Below are 23,564 nucleotides of genomic sequence, written 5' to 3' on the forward strand. Positions count from 1 at the left end.
TCGCAGGGATTAATGACCAACGAAATTAGGTTTACGTTTTTCGAGGAAAGCGTTCATCCCTTCCTGGTAATCTTCGCTGTCATAAACCGCGCGGCGCATCCCCTGAATACGTTCAAATTCATCGGAGTTCATGGTGTGCGCTTCGCCCAGTACACGCAGTTCTTCTTTGATAACGGCAATGGCTAACGGCGCTTTCTCAGAGATGTGGTGCGCCATTTGTAAGGTGAAATCTTCCAGTTCTTCCACTTCCACAACATGGTTGAGGATGCCGACAGCCAGCGCGCGCTGGGCTGTGATTGGCGAAGCGGTAAAAATCAGCTCTTTGACAATGTGGAAGCCCGCGTCGCGGGTCAGGTTGTGAATGCCGACCAGGTTATACGGGACGCCGAGGTTTACAGGCGTCATTGAGAAGGTTGAGGTACTGGCGGCGATGATCAGATCGGAACTCATGATCATTTCAAATGCGCCCCCCCAAACACTACCTTCCACCATCGAAATGATCGGTTTCGGGAATTTTTGGATCATGCGGGTGATTTGACGCAACGGATCATCATAGGAGAGCGGATCGCGACCGCCAGACGGCAGTTCGTGAATATCGTGACCTGCGGAGAAGACTTTGGATCCACTCGGCGCGCGCAAAATGATACAGCGAATTTCCGGCCGGTTGAGATCGCTTAATGCCTGCATAAGATCATCAATAAAGACTTTACTTAAGGCATTAAGTTTTCGGCCATAGTTAAACTCAATGACCGCCACTTTGTTGATAGTGACAACGTTCACATACTGATAAGACATAAAAATTCCTTTAATCAAAATATTGCGTCTGGATAAATTCACTGAGCTGTCGCAGGCCGGTGCGCGGTGAGAGCGTATTGTTTTTGACCGCTAAAAGCGTCTGGCGGTAATAGCGATCGAAATCTTCATTCGCGAACAGGTGATTCAGTACTTCTTCTTCGGTTTGTTTACGCAGCCATTCCACCGATTGTTGTTGCCGCACTTGCTGTAAACGACCACTGGCAGTTAGCGCGGTTTTGAAGTCGATGATGGCGTGCCAGATCTCATCGATTCCACGTTTTTCCAGTGCGCTACAAGTCAGAACTCGTGGCTGCCATTCGTCGTATTTACGTCGCAGAATATGCAGGGCACTCTCGTACATATGCCGGGCAATGGCGACATTGGTATGGTTATCGCCATCGTCTTTGTTGATAACGATCAGATCTGCCACTTCCATCAGCCCCTTTTTAATCCCCTGCAGATCATCGCCGCCACCGGCAATTTGCAACGAGATAAAACAGTCCACCATGCGGGCGACTTCCGTTTCCGACTGTCCGACGCCAACCGTTTCGACAATCACTACGTCATAACCCGCCGCTTCGCATAACAGCATTAATTCCCGCGCTCGCTGACTGGCACCGCCCAGATGGCCGGAGGATGGTACCGGACGAATAAACGCCGCCTCGGCACGCGCCAGGTCATTCATGCGGGTTTTATCCCCGAGAATGCTACCGCCAGTGACCGGGCTGCTGGGATCGACCGCAATAACTGCAACCTTTAATCCCTCACGAATCAACAACATGCCAAAGGCTTCAAGAAAGGTGCTTTTCCCCGCACCGGGTGTGCCAGTAACGCCCAGTCGCAGGGCGTTACCGCAGTACGGCATAATGGCATCAAGCAGTTGCGTACTTAGCGCCTGATGACGCGGGTGACGGCTTTCCACCAGCGTCATGGCCTGGGCGAGCGTGGCACGCTCACCCTGACGTAAGCGGCGAATACTTTCTGCCAGCGTGGCTTCATTAATCATGATGCTGGCTTATCAGATTCAGTACGTCGCGCACGCTGTCGAGCATAGGCGTACCTGGACCATAAATCGCCGCCACGCCGCGCTCCTGCAGGAAGGCGTAATCCTGCGGCGGAATGACGCCACCCGCGACCACGCAGATATCTTCGCGTCCCCATTTTTTCAGCGCTTCGACCAGTTCCGGGATCAGCGTTTTATGACCGGCAGCCAGTGAAGATGCGCCCACTACGTGAACGTCGTTTTCTACTGCCAGGCGGGCGATCTCTTCAGGTGTAGAGAACATCGGGCTTAAATCTACGTCGAAACCGAGATCGGAATAGGCGCTGGCGATCACTTTCGCGCCGCGATCGTGCCCATCCTGGCCCATTTTGGCGATCAGAATGCGCGGGCGACGACCATTGTCGGCAAGGAACTGCTCCGTTTGCGCAACAATGGCATCGAACTCGGAGGCCGATTTCTCAGACTGATGATAGCTTTGCGCAATCACGCCGGTAACACACTGGCTTGGCACCAGATAACGGTCGAAAGCGGCTTCCAGCGCATCGGAAATTTCACCCAGGGTGGCGCGAACGCGAGCGGCATTAACAGCGGCAGCCAGCAGGTTTTCGTTATGCTGTGCGGCGTGAGTCAGGGCGCTCAACGCGGCGGTTACGGCGGCATCATCACGGGTGGCGCGAATGCGTTCCAGCGAAGCAATTTGCTCGTTACGCACCATCACGTTGTCGATCTCAAGTACATCGGTTTCGTCTTCGTGATCCAGTTTGTACTTGTTGACACCAACGATGACACGCTTGCCCTGGTCGATCAACGACTGTTCGCGTGCGGAGGCCTCTTCGATCATTCGTTTTGGCAGACCTGCTTCGATCGCTTTCGCCATGCCACCGGCTTCGTCGATCTGTTGGATAATGGCTCTGGCTTGTTTGACGATTTGATCGGTCAGCGATTCAACGTAATAGGATCCGGCCAGTGGATCGACGGTGCGGCAGAGTTCTGATTCTTCCTGAATGATGATCTGGGTATTGCGGGCAATGCGTGCTGAGAAATCGGTAGGCAAACCAAGCGCTTCATCAAAGGCGTTGGTATGCAGTGACTGAGTACCGCCCAGCGTTGCAGCCAGTGCTTCAATGGTGGTGCGGATAACGTTGTTATACGGATCCTGTTCAGTCAGGCTCCAGCCTGAGGTCTGGCAGTGGGTACGCAGCGCCAGTGATTTCGGATCCTGTGCGCCAAATCCACTGACCGCTTCGCTCCATAAATAACGTGCCGCACGCAACATGGCGACGTTCATAAACAGATCCATGCCAATGCCGAAGAAAAACGACAGGCGAGGAGCGAAGTCATCAATTTTCAGCCCAGCGGAGATTGCTGCTTTGATGTACTCAATCCCATCAGCGAGCGTAAATGCTACCTGCTGCACGCAGTTGGCACCCGCTTCACCCATATGGTAACCGCTGATACTGATGGTATTAAATCGCGGCATGTTGCCGGAACACCAGGCGATGATGTCTGCGATAATACGCATTGACGGTTTTGGCGGGTAAATATAGGTGTTGCGGCAGAGATACTCTTTGAGGATATCGTTCTGAATGGTGCCTGTCAGTTTATCGGGCGTAACTCCTTGCTCTTCTGCGGCGACAATATAAAACGCCAGTACTGGTAGTACTGCGCCATTCATGGTCATCGAAACCGACATTTTATCCAGCGGGATCTGGTCGAACAGGACTTTCATATCTTCCACGGTGTCGATGGCGACGCCCGCTTTGCCGACGTCACCCGCAACGCGCGGGTTATCGGAGTCGTAGCCACGGTGGGTGGCAAGGTCAAACGCAACGGAAAGACCTTTTTGCCCGGCGGCCAGGTTACGGCGATAAAAAGCGTTGGACTCTTTTGCTGTTGAAAAACCAGCATACTGACGGATGGTCCACGGTTGGGCGGTATACATAGTGGCACGCGGGCCACGAACGTAGGGCGGCAAACCAGGAAGGGTATCTGTCACCTCCAGATTATCGAGATCGGCTTCGGTATACAGCGGCTTGATGGCGATCCCTTCCGCGGTTTGCTGAACCAGCGAGTCGACAGTTTTCTCCCGACGGCTCAATTCCTTGTTGGCAAGCTGTTGCCACTCCTGCACGTTAGACATTATTTGCTCCATAAAACGCAATCAAAATGAGGGTATTTGCGCTTACGGTGAGCTTTTTACGTGGGTTTGTCGCCAGCAAAAAAAATGCATTCAGACGTCGTTTTTTGCCGCCTGAGATTTGTCTATTTTGTGATGTGATTCAAGGAATACAAAAAGAACTGGAGGTGATGCCTGGTATGTATTACCAGGCATTATTTGATGGATTATTCCTGACGAAGAACTTTGTGACCATAATCGAGCAACGCATCAGTGACTTTACGCATCATGCGGCTTTCAGGAGCAAAGCGGTGCCAGTAGAGCATCCGGCGTTGAAATAGCCCTGGCGTTAAGTCAATCAGTTCGCCGCTGGCCAGTTCTTTCTCGATTTGCAGATGTGGGATCATACAGCAGGTGGTCCCCTGACGAGCAAGTTGCACGAACGCTTCTGAAGAATTAACGATATGGCAGGGTACGCTGCCTGGAGGCAGATCAAAGTTTTGCTGCAAAAAGGCCTGGTGCATATCATCAAGATGGTCAAACGCGACCACTGGCGCTTTCAGTAATGCCGAACGCGTTACGCCGTTAGGGAAATATTTTTCGGCGAACGGTTTTGAGCTGACGAACAGATAGTCGAGCGCACCGAGCTTATCGACAAGACAACTCGGCAGCGCCTGATGTTGAATACTCACCGCGCCGACCACTTCGCCGCGACGCAGACGTTCCTGAGTGCGGGTTTCATCTTCTACCTGCAAGTTGAGGCGGATAGGCGAATCAGCCAGTACAGGAGCCAGTGCCGGAAGCAACCAGGTCGCCAGACTGTCTGCGTTGACCGCCAGTGAAAGCAGCAACGGAGTCGAACCGGTTTGTTCATCGCCCAGCCACTCTTCTTCCAGTAACTCCACCTGGCGTAGCAGTGCCAGCAGTTTTTGCCCTTGTTCTGTCGGGCGCGGTGGTACGGTACGCACCAACAGCGGCTGCCCGAACATATTTTCCAGTTGCTTAATGCGCTGTGAGACGGCTGATTGTGTAATGCACAGCTTTTGTGCCGCGCGCTCAAATCCTCGTTCACGTATCACCGCATCCAGTGCCTGTAATGTTCTGTAGTCCGGGCGTTTCATTGCTGTTGTCTGCTCCTGGTAAATGCTTTTTCCTGCACTATGACACAATTTTGCGTCAGGTTGCATATACCGAAGCCGTCGGCGGGTACATTTGTATCAGTGGTTAAACACGCAGCTTAAAAGATCAGGGATTTGCGCTATTGCATTTCGCTCAGCGAGTTCGCGCCCTGGAGCGGCATACCCAGACCTTTATATGCTTTGTTTGCGGGGCGAAAGTTTATGGATGAGTTAACCACGCGACTTGCCAGCGGGGTCTGAATCGCTTTTTTTGTATATAATGCGAGTGAAATTTCATACCACAGGCGAAACGATCATGACGCAGGATGAATTGAAAAAAGCAGTAGGATGGGCGGCACTTCAGTATGTTCAGCCCGGCACCATTGTTGGTGTAGGTACAGGTTCCACCGCCGCACACTTTATTGATGCGCTCGGCACGATGAAAGGCCAGATTGAAGGGGCTGTTTCCAGTTCAGATGCTTCCACAGAAAAACTGAAAAGCCTAGGCATTCACGTTTTTGATCTCAACGAAGTCGACAGCCTTGGCATCTACGTCGACGGTGCAGATGAAATCAACGGCCACATGCAGATGATCAAAGGCGGCGGCGCGGCGCTGACCCGTGAAAAAATCATTGCTTCGGTTGCGGAAAAATTTATCTGTATTGCAGACGCTTCTAAGCAGGTTGATATTCTGGGCAAATTCCCGCTGCCAGTAGAAGTTATCCCGATGGCACGTAGTGCAGTGGCGCGCCAGCTGGTGAAACTGGGCGGTCGTCCGGAATACCGTCAGGGCGTGGTGACCGATAACGGCAACGTGATCCTCGACGTCCACGGCATGGAAATCCTTGACCCGATAGCGATGGAAAACGCCATAAATGCGATTCCTGGCGTGGTGACTGTTGGCTTGTTTGCTAACCGTGGCGCGGACGTTGCGCTGATTGGCACACCTGACGGTGTCAAAACCATTGTGAAATGATCTGACGGGGGAACCTCCCCCGTTAAAAAAATTCTCTTCATTAAATTTGGTGACATGTGTCACGTTTTTACCTGGCTATTGTCGATTGCTCTAAATAAATCCTCTAATCCAGCATATTCATCCAAGAAAAACCTTTGCGTGATATTTCCTCAACATCGCGACGCAAACGTTCATATTGCCGCAATATTATTTTTTGATATGTTGAAAGACGGATGCAAATCCGCACACAACATTTCAAAAGACAGGATTGGGTAAATGGCAAAGGTATCGCTGGAGAAAGACAAGATTAAGTTTCTGCTGGTAGAAGGCGTGCACCAAAAGGCGCTGGAAAGCCTTCGTGCAGCGGGTTACACCAACATCGAATTTCACAAAGGCGCGCTGGATGATGAACAATTAAAAGAATCCATCCGCGATGCCCACTTCATCGGCCTGCGATCCCGTACCCATCTGACTGAAGACGTGATCAACGCCGCAGAAAAACTGGTCGCTATTGGCTGTTTCTGTATCGGAACGAACCAGGTTGATCTGGATGCAGCTGCAAAACGCGGGATCCCGGTATTTAACGCACCGTTCTCTAATACGCGCTCTGTTGCGGAGCTGGTAATTGGCGAACTTCTGCTGCTATTGCGCGGCGTACCGGAAGCCAACGCTAAAGCACACCGTGGTGTCTGGAACAAGCTGGCAGCTGGCTCTTTTGAAGCGCGCGGCAAAAAGCTGGGTATCATCGGCTATGGTCATATTGGTACACAGTTGGGCATTCTGGCTGAATCGCTGGGAATGTATGTTTACTTTTATGATATTGAAAACAAACTACCGCTGGGCAACGCCACTCAGGTACAGCATCTTTCTGATCTGCTGAATATGAGCGATGTGGTGAGTTTGCATGTGCCAGAGAATCCGTCTACCAAAAATATGATGGGCGCGAAAGAGATTTCGCTAATGAAGCCCGGCTCGTTGCTGATTAATGCCTCGCGCGGAACGGTGGTGGATATTCCGGCGCTGTGTGACGCGCTGGCGAGCAAACACCTGGCAGGTGCGGCAATCGATGTCTTTCCGACGGAACCGGCGACCAACAGCGATCCGTTTACCTCTCCGCTGTGCGAGTTCGACAACGTCCTTCTGACGCCACATATTGGCGGTTCGACTCAGGAAGCACAGGAGAATATCGGCCTGGAAGTTGCAGGTAAATTAATCAAGTACTCTGACAATGGCTCAACGCTCTCTGCGGTGAACTTCCCGGAAGTCTCGCTGCCACTGCACGGTGGGCGTCGTCTGATGCACATCCACGAAAACCGTCCGGGCGTGCTAACTGCGCTGAACAAAATCTTCGCCGAGCAGGGCGTCAACATCGCCGCGCAATATCTGCAAACTTCCGCCCAGATGGGTTATGTGGTTATTGATATTGAAGCTGACGAAGACGTTGCCGAAAAAGCGCTGCAGGCAATGAAAGCTATTCCGGGCACCATTCGCGCCCGTCTGCTGTACTGATCTCCCTTCTTTAATAATCAACGGGCAAGTCACTGGCTTGCCCGTATTTTTTTATCTGTTTTCCCCACATTTGCAGTGCCGTACATATGTCTTTGCGAGCCTGCTCGAATAAAGAAATTAATGTCAGATCAATGCGTTGTCTTTGTATGTGAAGGATTTACGATGGCGAAGCAGCACAGGACTGTAACGGTAAAGCCCTCACCGAAGCGAGGGCTTGAAGGAGAAGGGTTATGATGCGACTCGTCATCATACTGATTGTACTGTTACTCATAAGTTTCCCAGCTTATTAACAGTCAGTCACAGGGGAGGAGTCATCCTCCCTTACCCTTACTCACTAAATTAGGTTAAAGAATCAACGATGTCAATCAGGGCGATGCAGGTGTGTCGCCCTTACCACTCCCAGACTTTCGACGGTGTAACCACCGCAGGAAGTGGGATATCCCACTCTTCAACGGGGAGTTTTTCCACCAACTGACAATCATGCGCATAACCCACCGGTTGCATTTGATAGCGCTGCCAGTTTTGTAAGGTCCGATCATAAAAACCACCGCCCATTCCCAGGCGCTGACCGTACTCATCAAAGGCGACCAGCGGTGTGATCAACACGTCTAATCGGGAAAGGGGTAGCACGTCACGCACATCCAGTTTTGGCTCATGGATCTTCAACCTGTTCATCACCAGTTCGCTTTGCGGATGGTAATTCAGGAACAGCAAATTACCGGCACTAAAGGGATGCAAAACTGGAAGATATACGCGCTTACCGGCGCGCCAGAGTTGTTCTATGAGTGGCTGGGTGTCGAGTTCGCCATCAAAAGAGAGGAATACAGCGACCGTATGTGCCATCACCACCGGGGGATACGTCATCATCCGGGTAGCGGCTTGTTGACCCATTTCCTGCTGTTGTTCCGGCGTTAACGCACGACGACGTTGCCGAATCATTTTGCGGATTTCTTGTCGAGATAATGTCAGTGGGATTTCTGGTAGTTGCGTCATGGCTGGTGCCAGATAAGAAGGGAATCTCCGAGATGCCGCCGCAGGCTGTAACCCTTGAACCCTTGGTTCAAGGTGAATGTGTCGTCACAGTTTTAAGGCTTCTCGGACGGACCGAGCATGCTCACCAACCGCGGAGCGCCACATTCTTGTGGTATGAAATATCGGCTCAGGGGACTGGCCCGCTTGCGAACATCTCAGAGAAATTTTGTCTTCACGGTTACTCTACCACAGTAAACCGAAAAGTGTCATTCAAAGTTTTGGTTAGTTTTTTCGGTGATGCGACCTTGTTCAAGTAACGCTTGTTCTATGGTCTGCTGCAGCATCCGAATACGCTGTTCCATGCTTGCCGCGTAATCACGAGTCTTCGCTTTTTCTTGCGCTAACTCATAGCTGATATTCAATGCGGCAATGAAGACCAACTGTTCAGTATTTGTGACTCTAGTGCGTTCTTTCAGATCTTGCAACCGTTGGTTCAGATCGTCCGCTGCCTGATTCAACGCATCCCTTTGGTCAGGCGGGCAGTTCACACGCAGTGAACGGCCAAAAATTTGGATATCGACGGGTTGTGCAGACATGCCACCTTCCTGCTGATTGACTGCGCTGCCTTCGTCTTTAGACCCATGGTCTGCGAAGGGGCGACACTATAGCTACCCTGATGAGAAGAGACAAGCCCTTTTCTGGTCCACCAGGGCCCAAAGTGGTAGCATATCATGAATATTCCTCCCTTTGACGACGAATGCTTATGTCTATACAGAACGAAATGCCTGGTTACAACGAAATGAACCAGTATCTGAACCAACAAGGGACGGGTCTGACCCCTGCTGAGATGCATGGTTTAATCAGTGGGATGATATGTGGTGGTAACGATGACAGCTCATGGCTGCCGCTGCTTCACGACCTGACGAACGAAGGCATGGCTTTCGGTCATGAGCTGGCACAGGCATTGCGCAAAATGCACTCTGCTACCAGCGATGCCCTGCAGGATGACGGCTTCCTTTTTCAGCTTTATCTGCCTGATGGCGATGATGTCAGTGTTTTCGATCGTGCTGATGCGCTGGCAGGTTGGGTCAATCACTTCCTGCTTGGTCTTGGCGTTACGCAACCGAAGCTGGACAAAGTGACCGGCGAAACCGGTGAAGCTATCGACGATCTGCGTAACATCGCGCAGCTGGGCTACGACGAAGACGAAGATCAGGAAGAGCTGGAAATGTCGCTTGAAGAGATCATCGAGTACGTCCGTGTTGCCGCGCTGTTATGCCACGACACCTTTACTCATCCGCAACCGACCGCGCCAGAAGTACAAAAACCGACTCTACACTAAAAACAAAAAACGTAAGGAGAGTGTTATGAGTGAGATATCCCGGCAAGAGTTTCAGCGTCGCCGTCAGGCCCTGGTGGAGCAAATGCAACCCGGCAGCGCCGCGCTGATTTTTGCTGCACCAGAAGTAACACGTAGCGCCGACAGCGAATACCCCTATCGTCAGAACAGTGACTTCTGGTACTTCACCGGCTTTAACGAACCGGAAGCGGTACTGGTGCTGATTAAAAGCGACGACACTCATAACCACAGCGTTTTGTTTAACCGCGTTCGCGACCTGACGGCAGAGATCTGGTTTGGTCGTCGCCTAGGCCAGGATGCCGCGCCAGAGAAACTGGGCGTTGACCGCGCACTGGCATTCAGCGAAATCAATCAGCAACTTTATCAACTACTTAATGGTCTGGATGTGGTGTACCACGCCCAGGGCGAATATGCATATGCTGATGAAATCGTGAACAGCGCGCTGGAAAAACTGCGTAAAGGTTCGCGACAAAATCTCACCGCACCGGCAACGATGATCGACTGGCGTCCCATTGTTCATGAAATGCGCCTGTTCAAATCACCAGAAGAGATTGCCGTACTTCGCCGCGCGGGGGAAATCACCGCCCTGGCGCATACCCGGGCGATGGAAAAATGCCGTCCGGGAATGTTCGAGTACCATCTGGAAGGCGAAATTCACCACGAATTTAACCGCCACGGTGCGCGCTATCCGTCCTATAACACCATTGTCGGCAGCGGTGAAAACGGCTGCATTCTGCACTACACCGAAAACGAGAGTGAACTGCGCGACGGTGACCTGGTGTTGATTGACGCGGGTTGTGAATACAAAGGTTACGCGGGCGATATTACCCGCACCTTCCCGGTTAACGGTAAATTCACTCAGGCTCAGCGTGAAATCTACGACATTGTGCTGGAGTCTCTTGAAACCAGCCTGCGCCTGTATCGTCCGGGAACGTCCATTCAGGAAGTCACCGGTGAAGTGGTGCGCATCATGGTTAGCGGCCTGGTAAAACTCGGCATCCTGAAAGGTGATGTTGAAGAACTGATCGCCCAAAACGCCCATCGTCCTTTCTTTATGCATGGCCTTAGCCACTGGTTAGGACTGGATGTCCATGACGTTGGCGTTTATGGCCAGGATCGCTCGCGCATTCTGGAACCGGGCATGGTACTGACCGTAGAGCCGGGGCTGTATATTGCGCCGGATGCAGAAGTGCCAGAACAATATCGCGGTATCGGCATTCGTATTGAAGACGACATTGTGATTACCGAAACCGGTAACGAAAATCTCACCGCCAGCGTGGTGAAAAAGCCGGAAGAAATCGAAGCGTTGATGGCATCTGCGAGAAAGCAATGAGCGTAATCATCGTCGGTGGCGGCATGGCGGGCGCGACGTTGGCGCTGGCTATTTCCCGGTTAAGTCACGGGGCGCTGCCGGTACATTTGATTGAAGCGACTGCGCCAGAGTCACATGCTCATCCGGGCTTTGATGGACGAGCTATTGCGCTGGCGGCGGGTACTTGTCAGCAACTGGCGCGCATCGGCGTCTGGCAATCTCTGGCTGATTGCGCAACCGCCATCACCAGCGTGCATGTCAGCGATCGTGGTCATGCCGGATTCGTCACCCTCGCCGCAGAAGATTACCAACTGGCGGCGCTGGGGCAGGTTGTCGAATTGCATAATGTCGGGCAACGGCTGTTTGCATTACTGCGCAAAGCACCTGGCGTAACGCTGCATTGCCCTGATCGCGTGGCTAACGTTGCCCGTGCTCAGAGTCACGTTGAAGTGACGCTGGAGAGTGGCGAGACGCTGACGGGCTGCGTGCTGGTAGCCGCTGATGGCACCCATTCCGCGTTAGCCACCGCGTGCGGTGTTGACTGGCAGCAGGAGCCTTACGAACAACTGGCCGTGATTGCGAACGTTGCGACTTCCGTTGCGCACGAAGGCCGGGCGTTTGAGCGTTTCACACAATATGGCCCGTTGGCGATGTTGCCGATGTCTGACGGACGCTGTTCGCTGGTCTGGTGTCATCCACTGGAACGGCGCGAAGAGGTGCTGTCGTGGAGCGACGAGACGTTTTGCCGTGAACTCCAGTCGGCCTTTGGTTGGCGACTTGGGAAAATTACCCACGCTGGTAAACGCAGTGCTTACCCGCTGGCGTTAACCCGCGCCGCCAGACCTATTACCCATCGTACCGTGCTGGTGGGCAATGCGGCGCAAACTCTGCACCCGATTGCCGGGCAAGGGTTCAACCTCGGTATGCGAGATGTGATGAGCCTTGCGGAAACCCTGACTCAGGCGCAAGAGCGCGGAGAAGACATAGGTGATTACGGCGTATTGTGCCGTTATCAGCAGCGTCGGCAGAGCGATCGCGAAGCAACCATCGGTGTCACGGACAGCCTTGTACATCTTTTTGCTAACCGTTGGGCACCGTTGGTTGTCGGGCGCAACTTCGGGCTGATGACGATGGAACTATTCACTCCGGCACGCGATGTGCTGGCGCAGCGCACCCTCGGTTGGGTGGCGCGTTAAAGGCGGCTTTAAGGAATAAACAATGCAAAGTGTTGATGTAGCCATTGTTGGCGGCGGCATGGTGGGGCTGGCGGTTGCCTGCGGCTTGCAGGGCAGCGGCTTACGCGTTGCCGTATTGGAGCAGCGCGTACCGGAACCCCTGGCGGCGGATGCACCACCACAACTGCGCGTTTCGGCTATCAATGCCGCCAGCGAAAAATTACTCACCCGTCTTGGCGTCTGGCAGGACATTCTCTCTCGTAGGGCCAGTTGTTATCACGGTATGGAAGTGTGGGACAAAGACAGTTTTGGTCACATTTCGTTTGACGATCAAAGCATGGGCTATAGCCATCTTGGGCATATCGTTGAAAATTCAGTCATTCACTACGCGCTGTGGAACAAAGCACAGCAGTCCTCAGATATCAGCCTGTTAGCCCCTGCAGAATTACAGCAGGTCGCCTGGGGAGAGAACGAAACCTTCCTGACGCTGAAAGATGGCAGCATGTTAACGGCGCGTCTGGTAATTGGCGCAGACGGCGCTAATTCCTGGTTGCGCAACAAAGCCGATATTCCGCTGACTTTCTGGGATTATCTGCATCACGCGCTGGTGGCGACCATTCGCACGGAAGAACCGCATGATGCGGTGGCGCGACAGGTTTTCCATGGCGAAGGCATTCTGGCCTTTTTGCCGCTTAGCGATCCGCATCTTTGCTCAATTGTCTGGTCACTGTCCCCAGAGGAAGCACAGCGGATGCAGCAGGCAGGCGAAGACGAATTTAACCGCGAGTTAAATATCGCTTTTGATAATCGCCTGGGCTTATGCAAGGTTGAGAGTGAACGCCTGGTGTTCCCGCTGACTGGGCGTTATGCGCGCCAGTTTGCCGCGCACCGTCTGGCGCTGGTGGGCGACGCCGCGCATACCATTCACCCGTTGGCGGGGCAGGGGGTGAATCTCGGCTTTATGGATGCTGCAGAGCTGATTGCTGAACTGAAACGGTTACATCGTCAGGGTAAAGACATCGGGCAGTACATTTACCTGCGTCGCTATGAGCGTAGCCGCAAGCACAGTGCGGCGCTGATGCTGGCAGGTATGCAGGGATTCCGCGATCTGTTTTCCGGGGCTAATCCGGCGAAAAAACTGCTGCGTGATATTGGCCTGAAACTAGCCGACACGCTTCCTGGCGTTAAGCCACAACTTCTCCGCCAGGCAATGGGATTAAACGATTTGCCTGAATGGCTGCGTTAAAAATTTCTCCTCTGTTGTTTATTTGATACCCATCACACTTTCATCTCCCGGTTTTTTCGCCGGGAGATTTTCCTCATTTGAAATAAACTAATTTCACCTGCGATTTCGCATTATATTTTCTAATGCCACGAATTTTTGATTTGGTGTTTTTTGACATTTTTTCAGTTCTTAATGTTGCCTTATTCAAATTAACTTTCTCATCTAATTATCTTTGTATAGAGATTGGTTCTTTTTTGGTTTTTTATTCTGTTGTAATTTTGGCATTTTTTAACCATAAGCTAATGTGATGATCAATTTTACCTTATGGTTAACAGTCTGTTTCGGTGGTAAGTTCAGGGAAAAGAGAACGATTGCGTTGGGGGCCGGGAGTGGCTCCGATGCTGGGTTTCGTGGTGATAATTTCACCATGAAAAAGTTGTCAGCCCCGCTTATTCAATGAGGACAAGATGGCACAACAGACTCCTTTGTACGAACAACACACGCTTTGCGGCGCCCGCATGGTGGATTTCCACGGCTGGATGATGCCGCTGCATTACGGTTCGCAAATCGACGAACATCATGCGGTACGTACCGATGCCGGAATGTTTGATGTGTCACATATGACCATCGTCGATCTTCGCGGCAGTCGCACCCGGGAGTTTCTGCGTTATCTGCTGGCTAACGATGTGGCGAAGCTCACCAAAAGCGGCAAAGCCCTTTACTCGGGGATGTTGAATGCCTCTGGCGGTGTGATAGATGACCTTATCGTCTACTACTTTACTGAAGATTTCTTCCGCCTCGTTGTTAACTCCGCCACCCGCGAAAAAGACCTCTCCTGGATTACCCAACACGCTGAACCCTTCGGTATCGAAATTACCGTTCGTGATGACCTTTCCATGATTGCCGTTCAAGGACCGAATGCGCAGGCAAAAGCTGCCACACTGTTTAATGATGCTCAGCGTCAGGCGGTGGAAGGGATGAAATCCTTCTTTGGCGTGCAGGCTGGCGATCTGTTTATTGCCACCACCGGTTATACCGGTGAAGCGGGCTACGAAATTGCGCTGCCCAATGAAAAAGCGGCGGATTTCTGGCGTGCGCTGGTGGAAGCGGGCGTTAAGCCCTGCGGTCTGGGCGCTCGTGACACACTGCGTCTGGAAGCGGGTATGAATCTTTATGGTCAGGAGATGGACGAAACCATTTCTCCTTTAGCAGCCAACATGGGCTGGACCATCGCCTGGGAACCGACTGATCGTGACTTTATCGGTCGTGAAGCTCTGGAAGCGCAGCGTGAACATGGCACAGAAAAACTGGTTGGTCTGGTGATGACCGAAAAAGGCGTGCTGCGTAATGAACTGCCGGTACGTTTTACCGATGCGCAGGGCAATCAGCATGAAGGCATTATCACCAGCGGTACTTTCTCCCCGACGTTGGGTTACAGCATTGCGCTGGCACGCGTGCCGGAAGGTATTGGCGAAACGGCGATTGTGCAAATTCGCAACCGTGAAATGCCGGTAAAAGTGACGAAACCTGTTTTTGTGCGTAACGGCAAAGCCGTCGCGTGATTTACTTTTTGGAGATTAATTGATGAGCAACGTACCAGCAGAACTGAAATACAGCAAAGAACACGAATGGCTGCGTAAAGAAGCCGACGGCACTTACACTGTTGGCATCACTGAGCACGCTCAGGAGCTATTAGGCGATATGGTGTTTGTTGACCTGCCGGAAGTGGGCGCAACAGTTAGCGCGGGCGATGACTGCGCGGTTGCCGAATCGGTAAAAGCGGCGTCAGACATTTATGCGCCAGTAAGCGGTGAAATCGTGGCGGTAAACGACGCACTCAGCGATTCCCCGGAACTGGTGAACAGCGAACCGTATGCAGGCGGCTGGATCTTTAAAATCAAAGCCAGCGATGAAAGCGAACTGGAATCACTGCTGGATGCGACCGCATACGAAGCATTGTTAGAAGACGAGTAACGGCTTTATTCCTCTTCTGCGGGAGAGGATCGGGGTGAGGATATTTACGCCTCACCCTCACTCTCTTCGCAAGGAGAGAGGTTCACAATTCACTGCACGTTTCAGGAACCATCGCTCATGACACAGACGTTAAGCCAGCTTGAAAACAGCGGCGCTTTTATTGAACGCCATATCGGACCGGACGCCGCGCAACAGCAAGAAATGCTGAATGCCGTTGGCGCACAATCGTTAAACGCGCTGACCGGCCAGATTGTGCCGAAAGATATTCAGCTTGCGACCCCGCCGCAGGTTGGCGCACCGGCGACCGAATACGCCGCGCTGGCGGAACTCAAGGCTATTGCCAGTCGCAATAAACGCTTCACGTCTTACATCGGCATGGGTTACACCGCCGTGCAGTTACCGCCGGTTATCCTGCGTAACATGCTGGAAAATCCGGGCTGGTATACCGCGTATACTCCGTATCAACCTGAAGTCTCCCAGGGCCGCCTTGAAGCACTGCTCAACTTCCAGCAGGTAACGCTGGATTTGACTGGCCTGGATATGGCTTCGGCTTCTCTTCTTGACGAAGCCACCGCTGCCGCCGAAGCAATGGCGATGGCGAAACGCGTCAGCAAACTGAAAAATGCCAACCGCTTCTTTGTTGCTTCTGACGTGCATCCGCAAACGCTGGATGTGGTACGTACTCGTGCCGAAACCTTTGGTTTTGAAGTGATTGTCGATGACGCGCAAAAAGTGCTGGATCACCAGGACGTCTTCGGCGTGCTGTTACAGCAGGTCGGCACTACCGGTGAAATTCACGACTACACCGCGCTTATCAGCGAACTGAAATCACGCAAAATTGTGGTCAGCGTTGCCGCCGATATTATGGCGCTGGTGCTGTTAACTGCGCCGGGTAAACAGGGCGCGGATATTGTCTTTGGTTCGGCGCAACGCTTTGGCGTACCGATGGGCTACGGTGGCCCGCACGCGGCATTCTTTGCGGCGAAAGATGAATACAAACGCTCAATGCCGGGCCGTATTATTGGTGTATCGAAAGATGCTGCGGGCAATACCGCGCTGCGCATGGCGATGCAGACTCGCGAGCAACATATTCGCCGTGAGAAAGCGAACTCCAACATTTGTACTTCCCAGGTACTGCTGGCAAACATCGCCAGCCTGTATGCCGTTTATCACGGTCCGGTTGGCCTGAAACGTATCGCTAACCGCATCCACCGTCTTACTGATATCCTGGCTGCAGGTCTGCAACAAAAAGGTCAGAAGCTGCGCCATGCGCACTATTTCGATACTTTGTGTTTGGAAGTGGCCGACAAAGCGGGCGTGCTGGCGCGTGCCGAAGCGGCTGAAATCAACCTGCGTAGCGATATTCTGAATGCGGTGGGGATCACCCTTGATGAAACCACCACGCGCGAAAACGTGATGCAGCTTTTCAGCGTACTGCTGGGCGATAATCACGGACTGGACATCGACACGCTGGACAAAGACGTGGCTCACGACAGCCGTTCTATTCAGCCTGCAATGCTGCGCGATGACGAAATGCTCACCCATCCGGTGTTTAATCGCTACCACAGCGAAACCGAAATGATGCGCTATATGCACTCGCTGGAGCGTAAAGATCTGGCGCTGAATCAGGCGATGATCCCGCTGGGTTCCTGCACCATGAAACTGAACGCCGCCGCCGAGATGATCCCAATCACCTGGCCGGAATTTGCCGAACTGCACCCGTTCTGCCCGCCGGAACAGGCCGAAGGTTATCAGCAGATGATCGCGCAACTGGCTGACTGGCTGGTGAAACTGACCGGTTACGACGCCGTCTGTATGCAGCCGAACTCTGGCGCTCAGGGCGAATACGCGGGGCTGCTGGCGATTCGTCATTATCATGAAAGCCGCAACGAAGGACATCGCGATATCTGCCTGATCCCGGCTTCTGCGCATGGCACTAACCCGGCTTCCGCGCATATGGCAGGAATGCAGGTGGTGGTTGTGGCGTGTGATAAAAACGGCAACATCGATCTGACTGACCTGCGCGCGAAAGCGGAGCAGGCGGGCGATAATCTCTCCTGCATTATGGTGACCTATCCTTCCACCCACGGCGTGTACGAAGAAACGATCCGTGAAGTGTGTGAAATCGTGCATCAGTTCGGCGGTCAGGTTTACCTTGATGGCGCGAACATGAACGCCCAAGTTGGCATCACTTCGCCGGGCTTTATTGGCGCGGACGTTTCGCACCTTAACCTGCATAAAACTTTCTGCATTCCGCACGGCGGTGGTGGTCCGGGTATGGGACCGATCGGCGTGAAAGCGCATTTGGCACCGTTTGTTCCGGGTCATAGCGTGGTGCAAATCGAAGGCATGTTAACCCGTCAGGGCGCGGTTTCTGCGGCACCGTTCGGTAGCGCTTCTATTCTGCCAATTAGCTGGATGTACATCCGCATGATGGGCGCAGAAGGGCTGAAAAAAGCAAGCCAGGTGGCAATCCTCAACGCCAACTATATTGCCAGCCGCCTGCAGGATGCCTTCCCGGTGCTGTATACCGGTCGCGATGGTCGCGTGGCGCACGAATGTATTCTCGATATTCGCCCGTTGAAAGAAGAAACCGGCATCAGCGAGCTGGATATTGCCAAGCGTCTGATCGACTATGGTTTCCACGCGCCGACCATGTCGTTCCCGGTGGCGGGGACGCTGATGGTAGAACCGACTGAATCTGAAAGCAAAGTGGAACTGGATCGCTTTATCGACGCGATGCTGGCTATCCGCGCAGAAATTGACCAGGTGAAAGCCGGTGTCTGGCCGCTGGAAGATAACCCGCTGGTGAATGCTCCGCACATTCAGAGCGAACTGGTCGCCGAGTGGGCGCATCCGTACAGCCGTGAAGTTGCAGTATTCCCGGCAGGCGTGGCAGATAAATACTGGCCGACAGTGAAACGTCTGGATGATGTTTACGGGGACCGTAACCTGTTCTGCTCCTGCGTACCGATTAGCGAATACCAGTAATTTACTGATTCGACTATCTTCTAAAGGCGCTTCGGCGCCTTTGACACTGATGTCAAACTCAACATTGCCTGATGCACCTCGTTTATCAGGCCTTGTATTATCCCTCCTGTGCAGAGAAAATCGGCCAGTTTTCTCTGCCTGCAGTCCGCATGCCGTATCGGGCCTTAGGTTTTCAACCTGTTGCGTAGATTTATGCAGCGGACTGCCTTTCTCCCAAAGTGATAAACCGGACAGTATCATGGACCGGTTTTCCCGGTAATCCGTATTTGCAAGGTTGGTTTCACTATGGAACATGAACTTCATTATATCGGTATCGACACCGCTAAAGAGAAACTGGATGTCGATGTGTTGCGTCCTGATGGTCGTCATCGCACCAAAAAATTCGCTAACACCACTAAAGGGCACGATGAGCTGGTGAGCTGGCTGAAGGGTCACAAGATTGACCATGCGCATATCTGCATCGAAGCGACCGGCACCTATATGGAACCTGTCGCAGAGTGCCTTTACGATGCAGGTTACATAGTGTCAGTCATTAATCCTGCGTTGGGTAAAGCTTTCGCTCAGAGTGAAGGACTGCGTAACAAGACTGATACCGTGGATGCGCGCATGCTGGCAGAGTTCTGTCGTCAGAAGCGCCCTGCAGCCTGGGAAGCGCCTCACCCGCTTGAACGCGCGTTGCGTGCCCTGGTAGTACGCCACCAGGCGCTGACAGATATGCACACGCAGGAACTGAACCGCACTGAAACGGCGCGGGAAGTCCAGAGGCCGAGCATTGATGCTCATCTTCTGTGGCTTGAAGCAGAGCTGAAGCGTCTTGAGAAGCAGATAAAAGACCTGACAGACGATGATCCGGATATGAAACACCGCAGAAAACTGCTGGAAAGTATCCCGGGTATCGGAGAGAAAACATCTGCGGTATTGCTGGCTTATATCGGTCTGAAGGACCGCTTCGCCCATGCCAGACAGTTCACCGCTTTTGCGGGTCTGACACCACGGCGTTATGAATCAGGCAGTAGTGTGAGAGGGGCAAGCCGGTTGAGTAAAGCCGGACATGTGTCGCTTCGCAGGGCGTTGTATATGCCTGCAATGGTAGCCACCAGTAAGACTGAGTGGGGACGGGCGTTCCGCGACCGTCTGGCGGCTAATGGCAAGAAAGGAAAGGTGATTCTCGGCGCGATGATGCGCAAGCTGGCACAGGTGGCGTATGGCGTGCTGAAGTCAGGGGTCCCGTTCGATGCGTCACGGCATAATCCGGTAGCGGCGTAAAAATCGCGGAAGGGATGAAAAAAACAGCGCCTGACGGCGCTGTGTCTGGCATGCCTGCAATCTGGGAAACCGGGGTAGAAAAAAAATTGCAGGCCATAACAGTATCTACATAGTCTGTGCAATGTATTGAATTTGCACGATCTTGTAGGCTGGATAAGGCGTTCACGCCGCATCCGGCATAATAAAAGCACTTTGTCATCAATAATTTGAAAGGCGCTTCGGCGCCTTTATTTTTTTAGGAAAACAAATGACTATAGCACTTGTGACCGGTGGCAGTCGCGGCATCGGGCGGGCAACTGCATTACTGTTGGCGCAAGAAGGGTATACGGTGGCGGTTAATTATCAGCAAAACCTCCACGCGGCGCAGGAAGTGGTGAAGTTAATCACGCAAGCCGGTGGCAAGGCATTCGTGCTTCAGGCGGATATCAGCGACGAAAATCAGGTCATCGCAATGTTTACAGCAATCGATCAGCACGATGAACCGCTAGCCGCGCTGGTCAATAACGCCGGGATCTTGTTTACCCAGTGCACCGTAGAAAACCTTACCGCAGAGCGAATCAACCGGGTACTTTCCACCAATGTGACGGGATATTTTCTCTGTTGCCGCGAGGCGGTAAAACGCATGGCGCTTAAAAATGGCGGTAATGGCGGTGCTATCGTCAACGTCTCTTCAGTGGCCTCACGGCTGGGATCGCCGGGAGAATACGTTGACTATGCGGCATCGAAAGGGGCGATTGATACGTTAACCACAGGGCTGTCGCTGGAAGTCGCCGTGCAGGGGATCCGCGTTAACGGCGTGCGGCCAGGGTTTATTTATACCGAAATGCACGCCAGCGGTGGCGAACCTGGACGCGTTGATCGCGTTAAGTCGAATATCCCCATGCAGCGTGGCGGACAGGCGGAAGAGGTCGCGCAGGCCATCGTCTGGCTGTTAAGTGATAAAGCCTCTTATGTCACGGGAAGTTTTATCGATTTGGCGGGTGGAAAATAAAACAGGACAGTTGTCTGACCGGATGCAACGCAACAAGTATTGCATCCGGTACTTCATCGACTTAAAGCTTCTCGCCGTTGCTGGCAATCACCTCTTTGTACCAGTTAAAGCTCTTCTTACGTGAACGCGACATATCGCCAGTACCGTCGTCATGTTTATTCACATAGATAAAGCCGTAGCGTTTGCTGTACTGCCCGGTGGTGAACGACACGCAGTCGATGCAACCCCACGGCGTGTAGCCCATCAGATCCACGCCATCGTAAGTCACCGCCTTTTTCATCTCTTCAATATGAGCTCGCAGGTAATCAATGCGGTAGTCGTCGTTGATGCTGCCATTTTCTTCCACTTTGTCGTAAGCGCCAAAACCGTTTTCGACAATAAACAGCGGCTTCTGGTAACGCTCATACAGTTCGCAAAGTGCGTAACGCAGACCCACCGGATCAATCTGCCAGCCCCAGTCCGAAGCCTTAACATAAGGGTTCGGTACGCTGCCTTCAAAACCAGAGATCGCATCGCCGGTGCCGCCTTCGGCTTTCACTGCGTTGGTCATGTAATAGCTGAAACCAAGATAATCGCAGGTGCCTTCACGCAGTACATCGAGATCGCCTTCTTCCATTTTGATGTTAAATCCGCGACGCTCCCACTCGTTCAACACATAGGACGGGTAATAGCCACGCAGTTGCACATCGGTAAAGACGTAGCGTTCGCGCATCGACTCCTGGGCGAACATCACATCGTCCGGATTACAGGAGTAAGGGTAAAGCGGCACCATCGCCAGCATACAGCCGACTTTCATTTCCGGGTTAATGCGACGCGCGGCTTTCACTGCCAGGGCGCTGGCGACAAACTGGTGATGCAGCACCTGATACATCGTCTCTTCCGGGTTTTCATGTTCGGTATACACCACGCCAGAGCAGCAGTAACCGAACAGAGGTGCACGCCAGTTACGCTGGTTGTTAATTTCGTTGAAGGTCATCCAGTATTTGACTTTATGCTTATAGCGTTCAAATACCACTTGTGCGAAATGAACAAAGAAATCAACCACTTTACGGTTGGTCCAGCTACCGTATTGCTGCACCAGATGCAGCGGCATTTCAAAGTGGGAGAGGGTGATCACCGGTTCGATGTTGTATTTCAGCAGTTCATCGAACATATCATCGTAGAACTTCAGCCCTTCTTCGTTTGGCTGAGTTTCATCACCTTTTGGGAAAATGCGCGTCCAGGCGATGGAAGTGCGAAAACATTTGAAGCCCATTTCGGCAAATAGCTTGATGTCTTCCTTGTAGTGACCATAAAAATCAACGGCTTCATGGTTTGGATAGTATTTTCCTGGCAAGATTTCTTTGGTGATTTCGCGCGGCACGCCGTGTGCGCCACCGGTCAGAACGTCACAAATGCTCGGCCCTTTGCCGCCTTTGTTCCAGCCGCCTTCGACCTGATGAGCGGCAACTGCGCCGCCCCATAAGAAATCTTTCGGTAAGGTGAGTTTTTTCACTATCATAGGCTCCAGATGAGTCAATTCTTACAGGAAATAGTACCATGCAGCCAAACGACATCACTTTTTTTCAACGATTCCAGGATGACATTCTGGCTGGGTGTAAAACCATCACCATCCGCGACGAGTCTGAATCGCACTTCAAAACGGGTGATGTGCTTCGTGTCGGGCGTTTTGAAGATGACGGTTATTTTTGCACGATTGAAGTCACCGCAACCTCAACCGTAACGCTGGATACACTGACGGAAAAACATGCAGAGCAGGAAAATATGACCCTGACTGATCTGAAAAAGGTCATTGCCGATATCTATCCCGGCCAGACACAGTTTTATGTGATTGAATTTAAATGCCTTTAAATTGAACTCACGCCTGTTAGTTGAAATTTCGCATTTAATTTCATGATTTTTCGGAGATTAGTCTCAAATCAGAATTTATTTTAGCTAACAGGTGTTCACTGGAACTATTCTCAGTTACGCTGGAGAAGTGTTCACGTGCGTGTACGTTTCTCCGGAGTAAGTTATGGTTCAGAAGCCCCTCATTAAGCAGGGATATTCGCTGGCAGAGGAAATTGCCAACAGCGTCAGTCACGGCATTGGGCTGGTATTTGGTATCGTTGGGCTGGTGTTGTTACTGGTTCAGGCGGTGGATCTCAATGCCAGCGCCACAGCGATAACCAGTTACAGCCTCTATGGCGGCAGTATGATCCTGCTGTTTCTTGCTTCGACGCTTTATCACGCCGTTCCCCATCAACGGGCAAAAATGTGGCTGAAGAAATTTGACCACTGTGCCATTTATCTATTGATTGCCGGAACCTACACGCCGTTTTTGCTGGTGGGGCTGGATTCTCCGTTAGCGCGCGGGTTGATGATTGTTATCTGGAGCCTGGCGCTGTTGGGGATTCTGTTCAAGCTGACCATCGCGCACCGATTCAAAATTTTATCTCTGGTGACCTATCTGGCGATGGGCTGGCTGTCGCTGGTGGTGATTTATGAAATGGCAGTTAAGCTCGCGGCGGGCAGCGTTACCTTACTGGCGGTAGGCGGCGTGGTTTACTCGCTCGGGGTGATTTTCTACGTCTGCAAACGCATTCCGTACAATCATGCCATCTGGCACGGCTTTGTGCTAGGCGGCAGCGTGTGCCACTTTCTGGCGATCTATTTGTATATTGGGCAGCCGTAATTGGTGCGCCGTTGTAGGCATGATAAGACGCGTCAGCGTCGCATCAGGCATCGGATCGCAACCGCCGGATGCGGCGTGAACGCCTTATCCGACCTACGGGCCGCGTCCTTGTTGTGATAAAGGCATCA

Annotated in this window: 22 protein-coding genes and 1 other RNA gene; 14 read left to right on the forward strand and 9 right to left on the reverse strand. The window is 52.4% G+C overall.

What is annotated here, in order from left to right:
• Positions 1–9 precede the first annotated feature (9 nt).
• The 4 genes from scpB to argP all read right to left on the reverse strand — a co-directional run bounded on the left by scpB (position 10) and on the right by argP (position 5,035).
• The gene (scpB, locus tag AABJ99_RS04375; RefSeq protein ID WP_000122080.1) at positions 10–795 is read right to left on the reverse strand and encodes a methylmalonyl-CoA decarboxylase; all 786 of its coding nucleotides are present in this window, start codon (positions 793–795) and stop codon (positions 10–12) included.
• 10 nt (positions 796–805) lie between these two features.
• Positions 806–1,801: a methylmalonyl Co-A mutase-associated GTPase MeaB gene (gene meaB / locus AABJ99_RS04380; protein ID WP_039021540.1), complete on the reverse strand. Its 996-nt coding sequence runs from the start codon at positions 1,799–1,801 to the stop codon at positions 806–808.
• Complete coding sequence (scpA, locus tag AABJ99_RS04385; RefSeq protein ID WP_039021539.1) at positions 1,794–3,938, reverse strand: methylmalonyl-CoA mutase; 2,145 nt, start codon at positions 3,936–3,938, stop codon at positions 1,794–1,796. Before scpA ends, meaB begins: the two co-directional genes overlap by 8 nt.
• Positions 3,939–4,141: 203 nt before the next feature.
• On the reverse strand, positions 4,142–5,035 hold the full coding sequence (argP, locus tag AABJ99_RS04390) for a DNA-binding transcriptional regulator ArgP (RefSeq protein WP_001360955.1): 894 nt from the start codon (positions 5,033–5,035) through the stop codon (positions 4,142–4,144).
• A gap of 313 nt (positions 5,036–5,348) precedes the next feature.
• Between argP and rpiA the strand changes: the two genes are divergently transcribed.
• The 3 genes from rpiA (at position 5,349) to ibsC (ending at position 7,786) form a co-directional block, all read left to right on the forward strand.
• The gene (gene rpiA, locus AABJ99_RS04395) at positions 5,349–6,008 is read left to right on the forward strand and encodes a ribose-5-phosphate isomerase RpiA (protein WP_000189743.1); all 660 of its coding nucleotides are present in this window, start codon (positions 5,349–5,351) and stop codon (positions 6,006–6,008) included.
• Between the two features lie 255 nt (positions 6,009–6,263).
• Positions 6,264–7,496, forward strand: a complete 1,233-nt coding sequence (gene serA, locus AABJ99_RS04400) for a phosphoglycerate dehydrogenase (RefSeq protein WP_001151604.1) — start codon at positions 6,264–6,266, stop codon at positions 7,494–7,496.
• Positions 7,497–7,726: 230 nt separating this feature from the next.
• Positions 7,727–7,786 (forward strand): type I toxin-antitoxin system toxin IbsC, encoded by a 60-nt coding sequence (gene ibsC / locus AABJ99_RS04405; protein WP_071525914.1) that lies wholly within the window; start codon positions 7,727–7,729, stop codon positions 7,784–7,786.
• A 100-nt stretch (positions 7,787–7,886) separates the two neighbouring features.
• Here ibsC and fau read toward each other — a convergent pair whose 3' ends face one another.
• The 3 genes from fau to zapA form a co-directional block, all read right to left on the reverse strand.
• Positions 7,887–8,489, reverse strand: a complete 603-nt coding sequence (gene fau / locus AABJ99_RS04410) for a 5-formyltetrahydrofolate cyclo-ligase (RefSeq protein WP_000192738.1) — start codon at positions 8,487–8,489, stop codon at positions 7,887–7,889.
• Between the two features lie 20 nt (positions 8,490–8,509).
• Positions 8,510–8,693: non-coding RNA, 6S RNA (gene ssrS, locus AABJ99_RS04415), on the reverse strand.
• 41 nt (positions 8,694–8,734) lie between these two features.
• Positions 8,735–9,064 (reverse strand): cell division protein ZapA, encoded by a 330-nt coding sequence (gene zapA / locus AABJ99_RS04420; protein ID WP_001276008.1) that lies wholly within the window; start codon positions 9,062–9,064, stop codon positions 8,735–8,737.
• Positions 9,065–9,231: 167 nt separating this feature from the next.
• Between zapA and ygfB the strand changes: the two genes are divergently transcribed.
• From ygfB to ubiI, 4 genes are read left to right on the forward strand one after another with little or no spacing between them, the layout of a single operon-like run.
• The gene (ygfB, locus tag AABJ99_RS04425; RefSeq protein ID WP_001295378.1) at positions 9,232–9,810 is read left to right on the forward strand and encodes a UPF0149 family protein YgfB; all 579 of its coding nucleotides are present in this window, start codon (positions 9,232–9,234) and stop codon (positions 9,808–9,810) included.
• A gap of 25 nt (positions 9,811–9,835) precedes the next feature.
• Positions 9,836–11,161, forward strand: a complete 1,326-nt coding sequence (gene pepP, locus AABJ99_RS04430) for a Xaa-Pro aminopeptidase (protein WP_039021538.1) — start codon at positions 9,836–9,838, stop codon at positions 11,159–11,161.
• The gene (ubiH, locus tag AABJ99_RS04435) at positions 11,158–12,336 is read left to right on the forward strand and encodes a 2-octaprenyl-6-methoxyphenyl hydroxylase (RefSeq protein ID WP_039021537.1); all 1,179 of its coding nucleotides are present in this window, start codon (positions 11,158–11,160) and stop codon (positions 12,334–12,336) included. The genes pepP and ubiH overlap by 4 nt, the downstream gene beginning before the upstream one ends.
• Positions 12,337–12,358: 22 nt before the next feature.
• Positions 12,359–13,561: an FAD-dependent 2-octaprenylphenol hydroxylase gene (gene ubiI / locus AABJ99_RS04440; protein WP_039021536.1), complete on the forward strand. Its 1,203-nt coding sequence runs from the start codon at positions 12,359–12,361 to the stop codon at positions 13,559–13,561.
• Between the two features lie 73 nt (positions 13,562–13,634).
• On the opposite strand, the gene AABJ99_RS04445 is transcribed toward ubiI, so the two are convergent.
• On the reverse strand, positions 13,635–13,718 hold the full coding sequence (locus AABJ99_RS04445; RefSeq protein WP_122083101.1) for a hypothetical protein: 84 nt from the start codon (positions 13,716–13,718) through the stop codon (positions 13,635–13,637).
• A 289-nt stretch (positions 13,719–14,007) separates the two neighbouring features.
• Between AABJ99_RS04445 and gcvT the strand changes: the two genes are divergently transcribed.
• The 5 genes from gcvT (at position 14,008) to ygfF (ending at position 20,762) form a co-directional block, all read left to right on the forward strand.
• Entirely contained in the window at positions 14,008–15,102 is a 1,095-nt protein-coding gene (gcvT, locus tag AABJ99_RS04450) for a glycine cleavage system aminomethyltransferase GcvT (protein ID WP_338387503.1), read from the forward strand.
• A gap of 22 nt (positions 15,103–15,124) precedes the next feature.
• Positions 15,125–15,514 (forward strand): glycine cleavage system protein GcvH, encoded by a 390-nt coding sequence (gcvH, locus tag AABJ99_RS04455; RefSeq protein ID WP_001295377.1) that lies wholly within the window; start codon positions 15,125–15,127, stop codon positions 15,512–15,514.
• A gap of 117 nt (positions 15,515–15,631) precedes the next feature.
• Positions 15,632–18,505: an aminomethyl-transferring glycine dehydrogenase gene (gene gcvP / locus AABJ99_RS04460; protein WP_039021535.1), complete on the forward strand. Its 2,874-nt coding sequence runs from the start codon at positions 15,632–15,634 to the stop codon at positions 18,503–18,505.
• A 285-nt stretch (positions 18,506–18,790) separates the two neighbouring features.
• Positions 18,791–19,771 carry an IS110-like element IS621 family transposase gene (locus tag AABJ99_RS04465; RefSeq protein ID WP_338387504.1) on the forward strand — a complete coding sequence of 327 codons (981 nt, stop codon included), beginning with the start codon at positions 18,791–18,793 and terminating at the stop codon, positions 19,769–19,771.
• 247 nt (positions 19,772–20,018) lie between these two features.
• On the forward strand, positions 20,019–20,762 hold the full coding sequence (gene ygfF, locus AABJ99_RS04470; protein ID WP_000150659.1) for an SDR family oxidoreductase: 744 nt from the start codon (positions 20,019–20,021) through the stop codon (positions 20,760–20,762).
• A gap of 61 nt (positions 20,763–20,823) precedes the next feature.
• Here the strand turns inward: ygfF and bglA are convergent, their stop codons facing one another.
• On the reverse strand, positions 20,824–22,257 hold the full coding sequence (gene bglA, locus AABJ99_RS04475; RefSeq protein ID WP_338387505.1) for a 6-phospho-beta-glucosidase BglA: 1,434 nt from the start codon (positions 22,255–22,257) through the stop codon (positions 20,824–20,826).
• 44 nt (positions 22,258–22,301) lie between these two features.
• Between bglA and yqfB the strand changes: the two genes are divergently transcribed.
• Together yqfB and trhA are read left to right on the forward strand one after the other, a co-directional pair.
• Complete coding sequence (gene yqfB / locus AABJ99_RS04480) at positions 22,302–22,613, forward strand: N(4)-acetylcytidine aminohydrolase (RefSeq protein ID WP_039020582.1); 312 nt, start codon at positions 22,302–22,304, stop codon at positions 22,611–22,613.
• A gap of 163 nt (positions 22,614–22,776) precedes the next feature.
• Positions 22,777–23,436 carry a PAQR family membrane homeostasis protein TrhA gene (trhA, locus tag AABJ99_RS04485; RefSeq protein ID WP_032185065.1) on the forward strand — a complete coding sequence of 220 codons (660 nt, stop codon included), beginning with the start codon at positions 22,777–22,779 and terminating at the stop codon, positions 23,434–23,436.
• The last annotated feature ends 128 nt before the right edge of the window (positions 23,437–23,564 follow it).

The sequence above is a fragment of the Escherichia coli genome (assembly GCF_036503815.1).
Taxonomy (GTDB): Bacteria; Pseudomonadota; Gammaproteobacteria; order Enterobacterales; family Enterobacteriaceae; genus Escherichia; species Escherichia coli_F.

Bases quoted from the DNA above. Each gene is read 5' to 3' on its own strand.
- scpB (WP_000122080.1), bottom strand. From the start codon at position 795: ATGTCTTATCAGTATGTGAACGTTGTCACTATCAACAAAGTGGCGGTC.
- meaB (WP_039021540.1), bottom strand. From the start codon at position 1,801: ATGATTAATGAAGCCACGCTGGCAGAAAGTATTCGCCGCTTACGTCAG.
- scpA (WP_039021539.1), bottom strand. From the start codon at position 3,938: ATGTCTAACGTGCAGGAGTGGCAACAGCTTGCCAACAAGGAATTGAGC.
- argP (WP_001360955.1), bottom strand. From the start codon at position 5,035: ATGAAACGCCCGGACTACAGAACATTACAGGCACTGGATGCGGTGATA.
- rpiA (WP_000189743.1), top strand. From the start codon at position 5,349: ATGACGCAGGATGAATTGAAAAAAGCAGTAGGATGGGCGGCACTTCAG.
- serA (WP_001151604.1), top strand. From the start codon at position 6,264: ATGGCAAAGGTATCGCTGGAGAAAGACAAGATTAAGTTTCTGCTGGTA.
- fau (WP_000192738.1), bottom strand. From the start codon at position 8,489: ATGACGCAACTACCAGAAATCCCACTGACATTATCTCGACAAGAAATC.
- zapA (WP_001276008.1), bottom strand. From the start codon at position 9,064: ATGTCTGCACAACCCGTCGATATCCAAATTTTTGGCCGTTCACTGCGT.
- ygfB (WP_001295378.1), top strand. From the start codon at position 9,232: ATGTCTATACAGAACGAAATGCCTGGTTACAACGAAATGAACCAGTAT.
- pepP (WP_039021538.1), top strand. From the start codon at position 9,836: ATGAGTGAGATATCCCGGCAAGAGTTTCAGCGTCGCCGTCAGGCCCTG.
- ubiH (WP_039021537.1), top strand. From the start codon at position 11,158: ATGAGCGTAATCATCGTCGGTGGCGGCATGGCGGGCGCGACGTTGGCG.
- ubiI (WP_039021536.1), top strand. From the start codon at position 12,359: ATGCAAAGTGTTGATGTAGCCATTGTTGGCGGCGGCATGGTGGGGCTG.
- AABJ99_RS04445 (WP_122083101.1), bottom strand. From the start codon at position 13,718: ATGTCAAAAAACACCAAATCAAAAATTCGTGGCATTAGAAAATATAAT.
- gcvT (WP_338387503.1), top strand. From the start codon at position 14,008: ATGGCACAACAGACTCCTTTGTACGAACAACACACGCTTTGCGGCGCC.
- gcvH (WP_001295377.1), top strand. From the start codon at position 15,125: ATGAGCAACGTACCAGCAGAACTGAAATACAGCAAAGAACACGAATGG.
- gcvP (WP_039021535.1), top strand. From the start codon at position 15,632: ATGACACAGACGTTAAGCCAGCTTGAAAACAGCGGCGCTTTTATTGAA.
- AABJ99_RS04465 (WP_338387504.1), top strand. From the start codon at position 18,791: ATGGAACATGAACTTCATTATATCGGTATCGACACCGCTAAAGAGAAA.
- ygfF (WP_000150659.1), top strand. From the start codon at position 20,019: ATGACTATAGCACTTGTGACCGGTGGCAGTCGCGGCATCGGGCGGGCA.
- yqfB (WP_039020582.1), top strand. From the start codon at position 22,302: ATGCAGCCAAACGACATCACTTTTTTTCAACGATTCCAGGATGACATT.
- trhA (WP_032185065.1), top strand. From the start codon at position 22,777: ATGGTTCAGAAGCCCCTCATTAAGCAGGGATATTCGCTGGCAGAGGAA.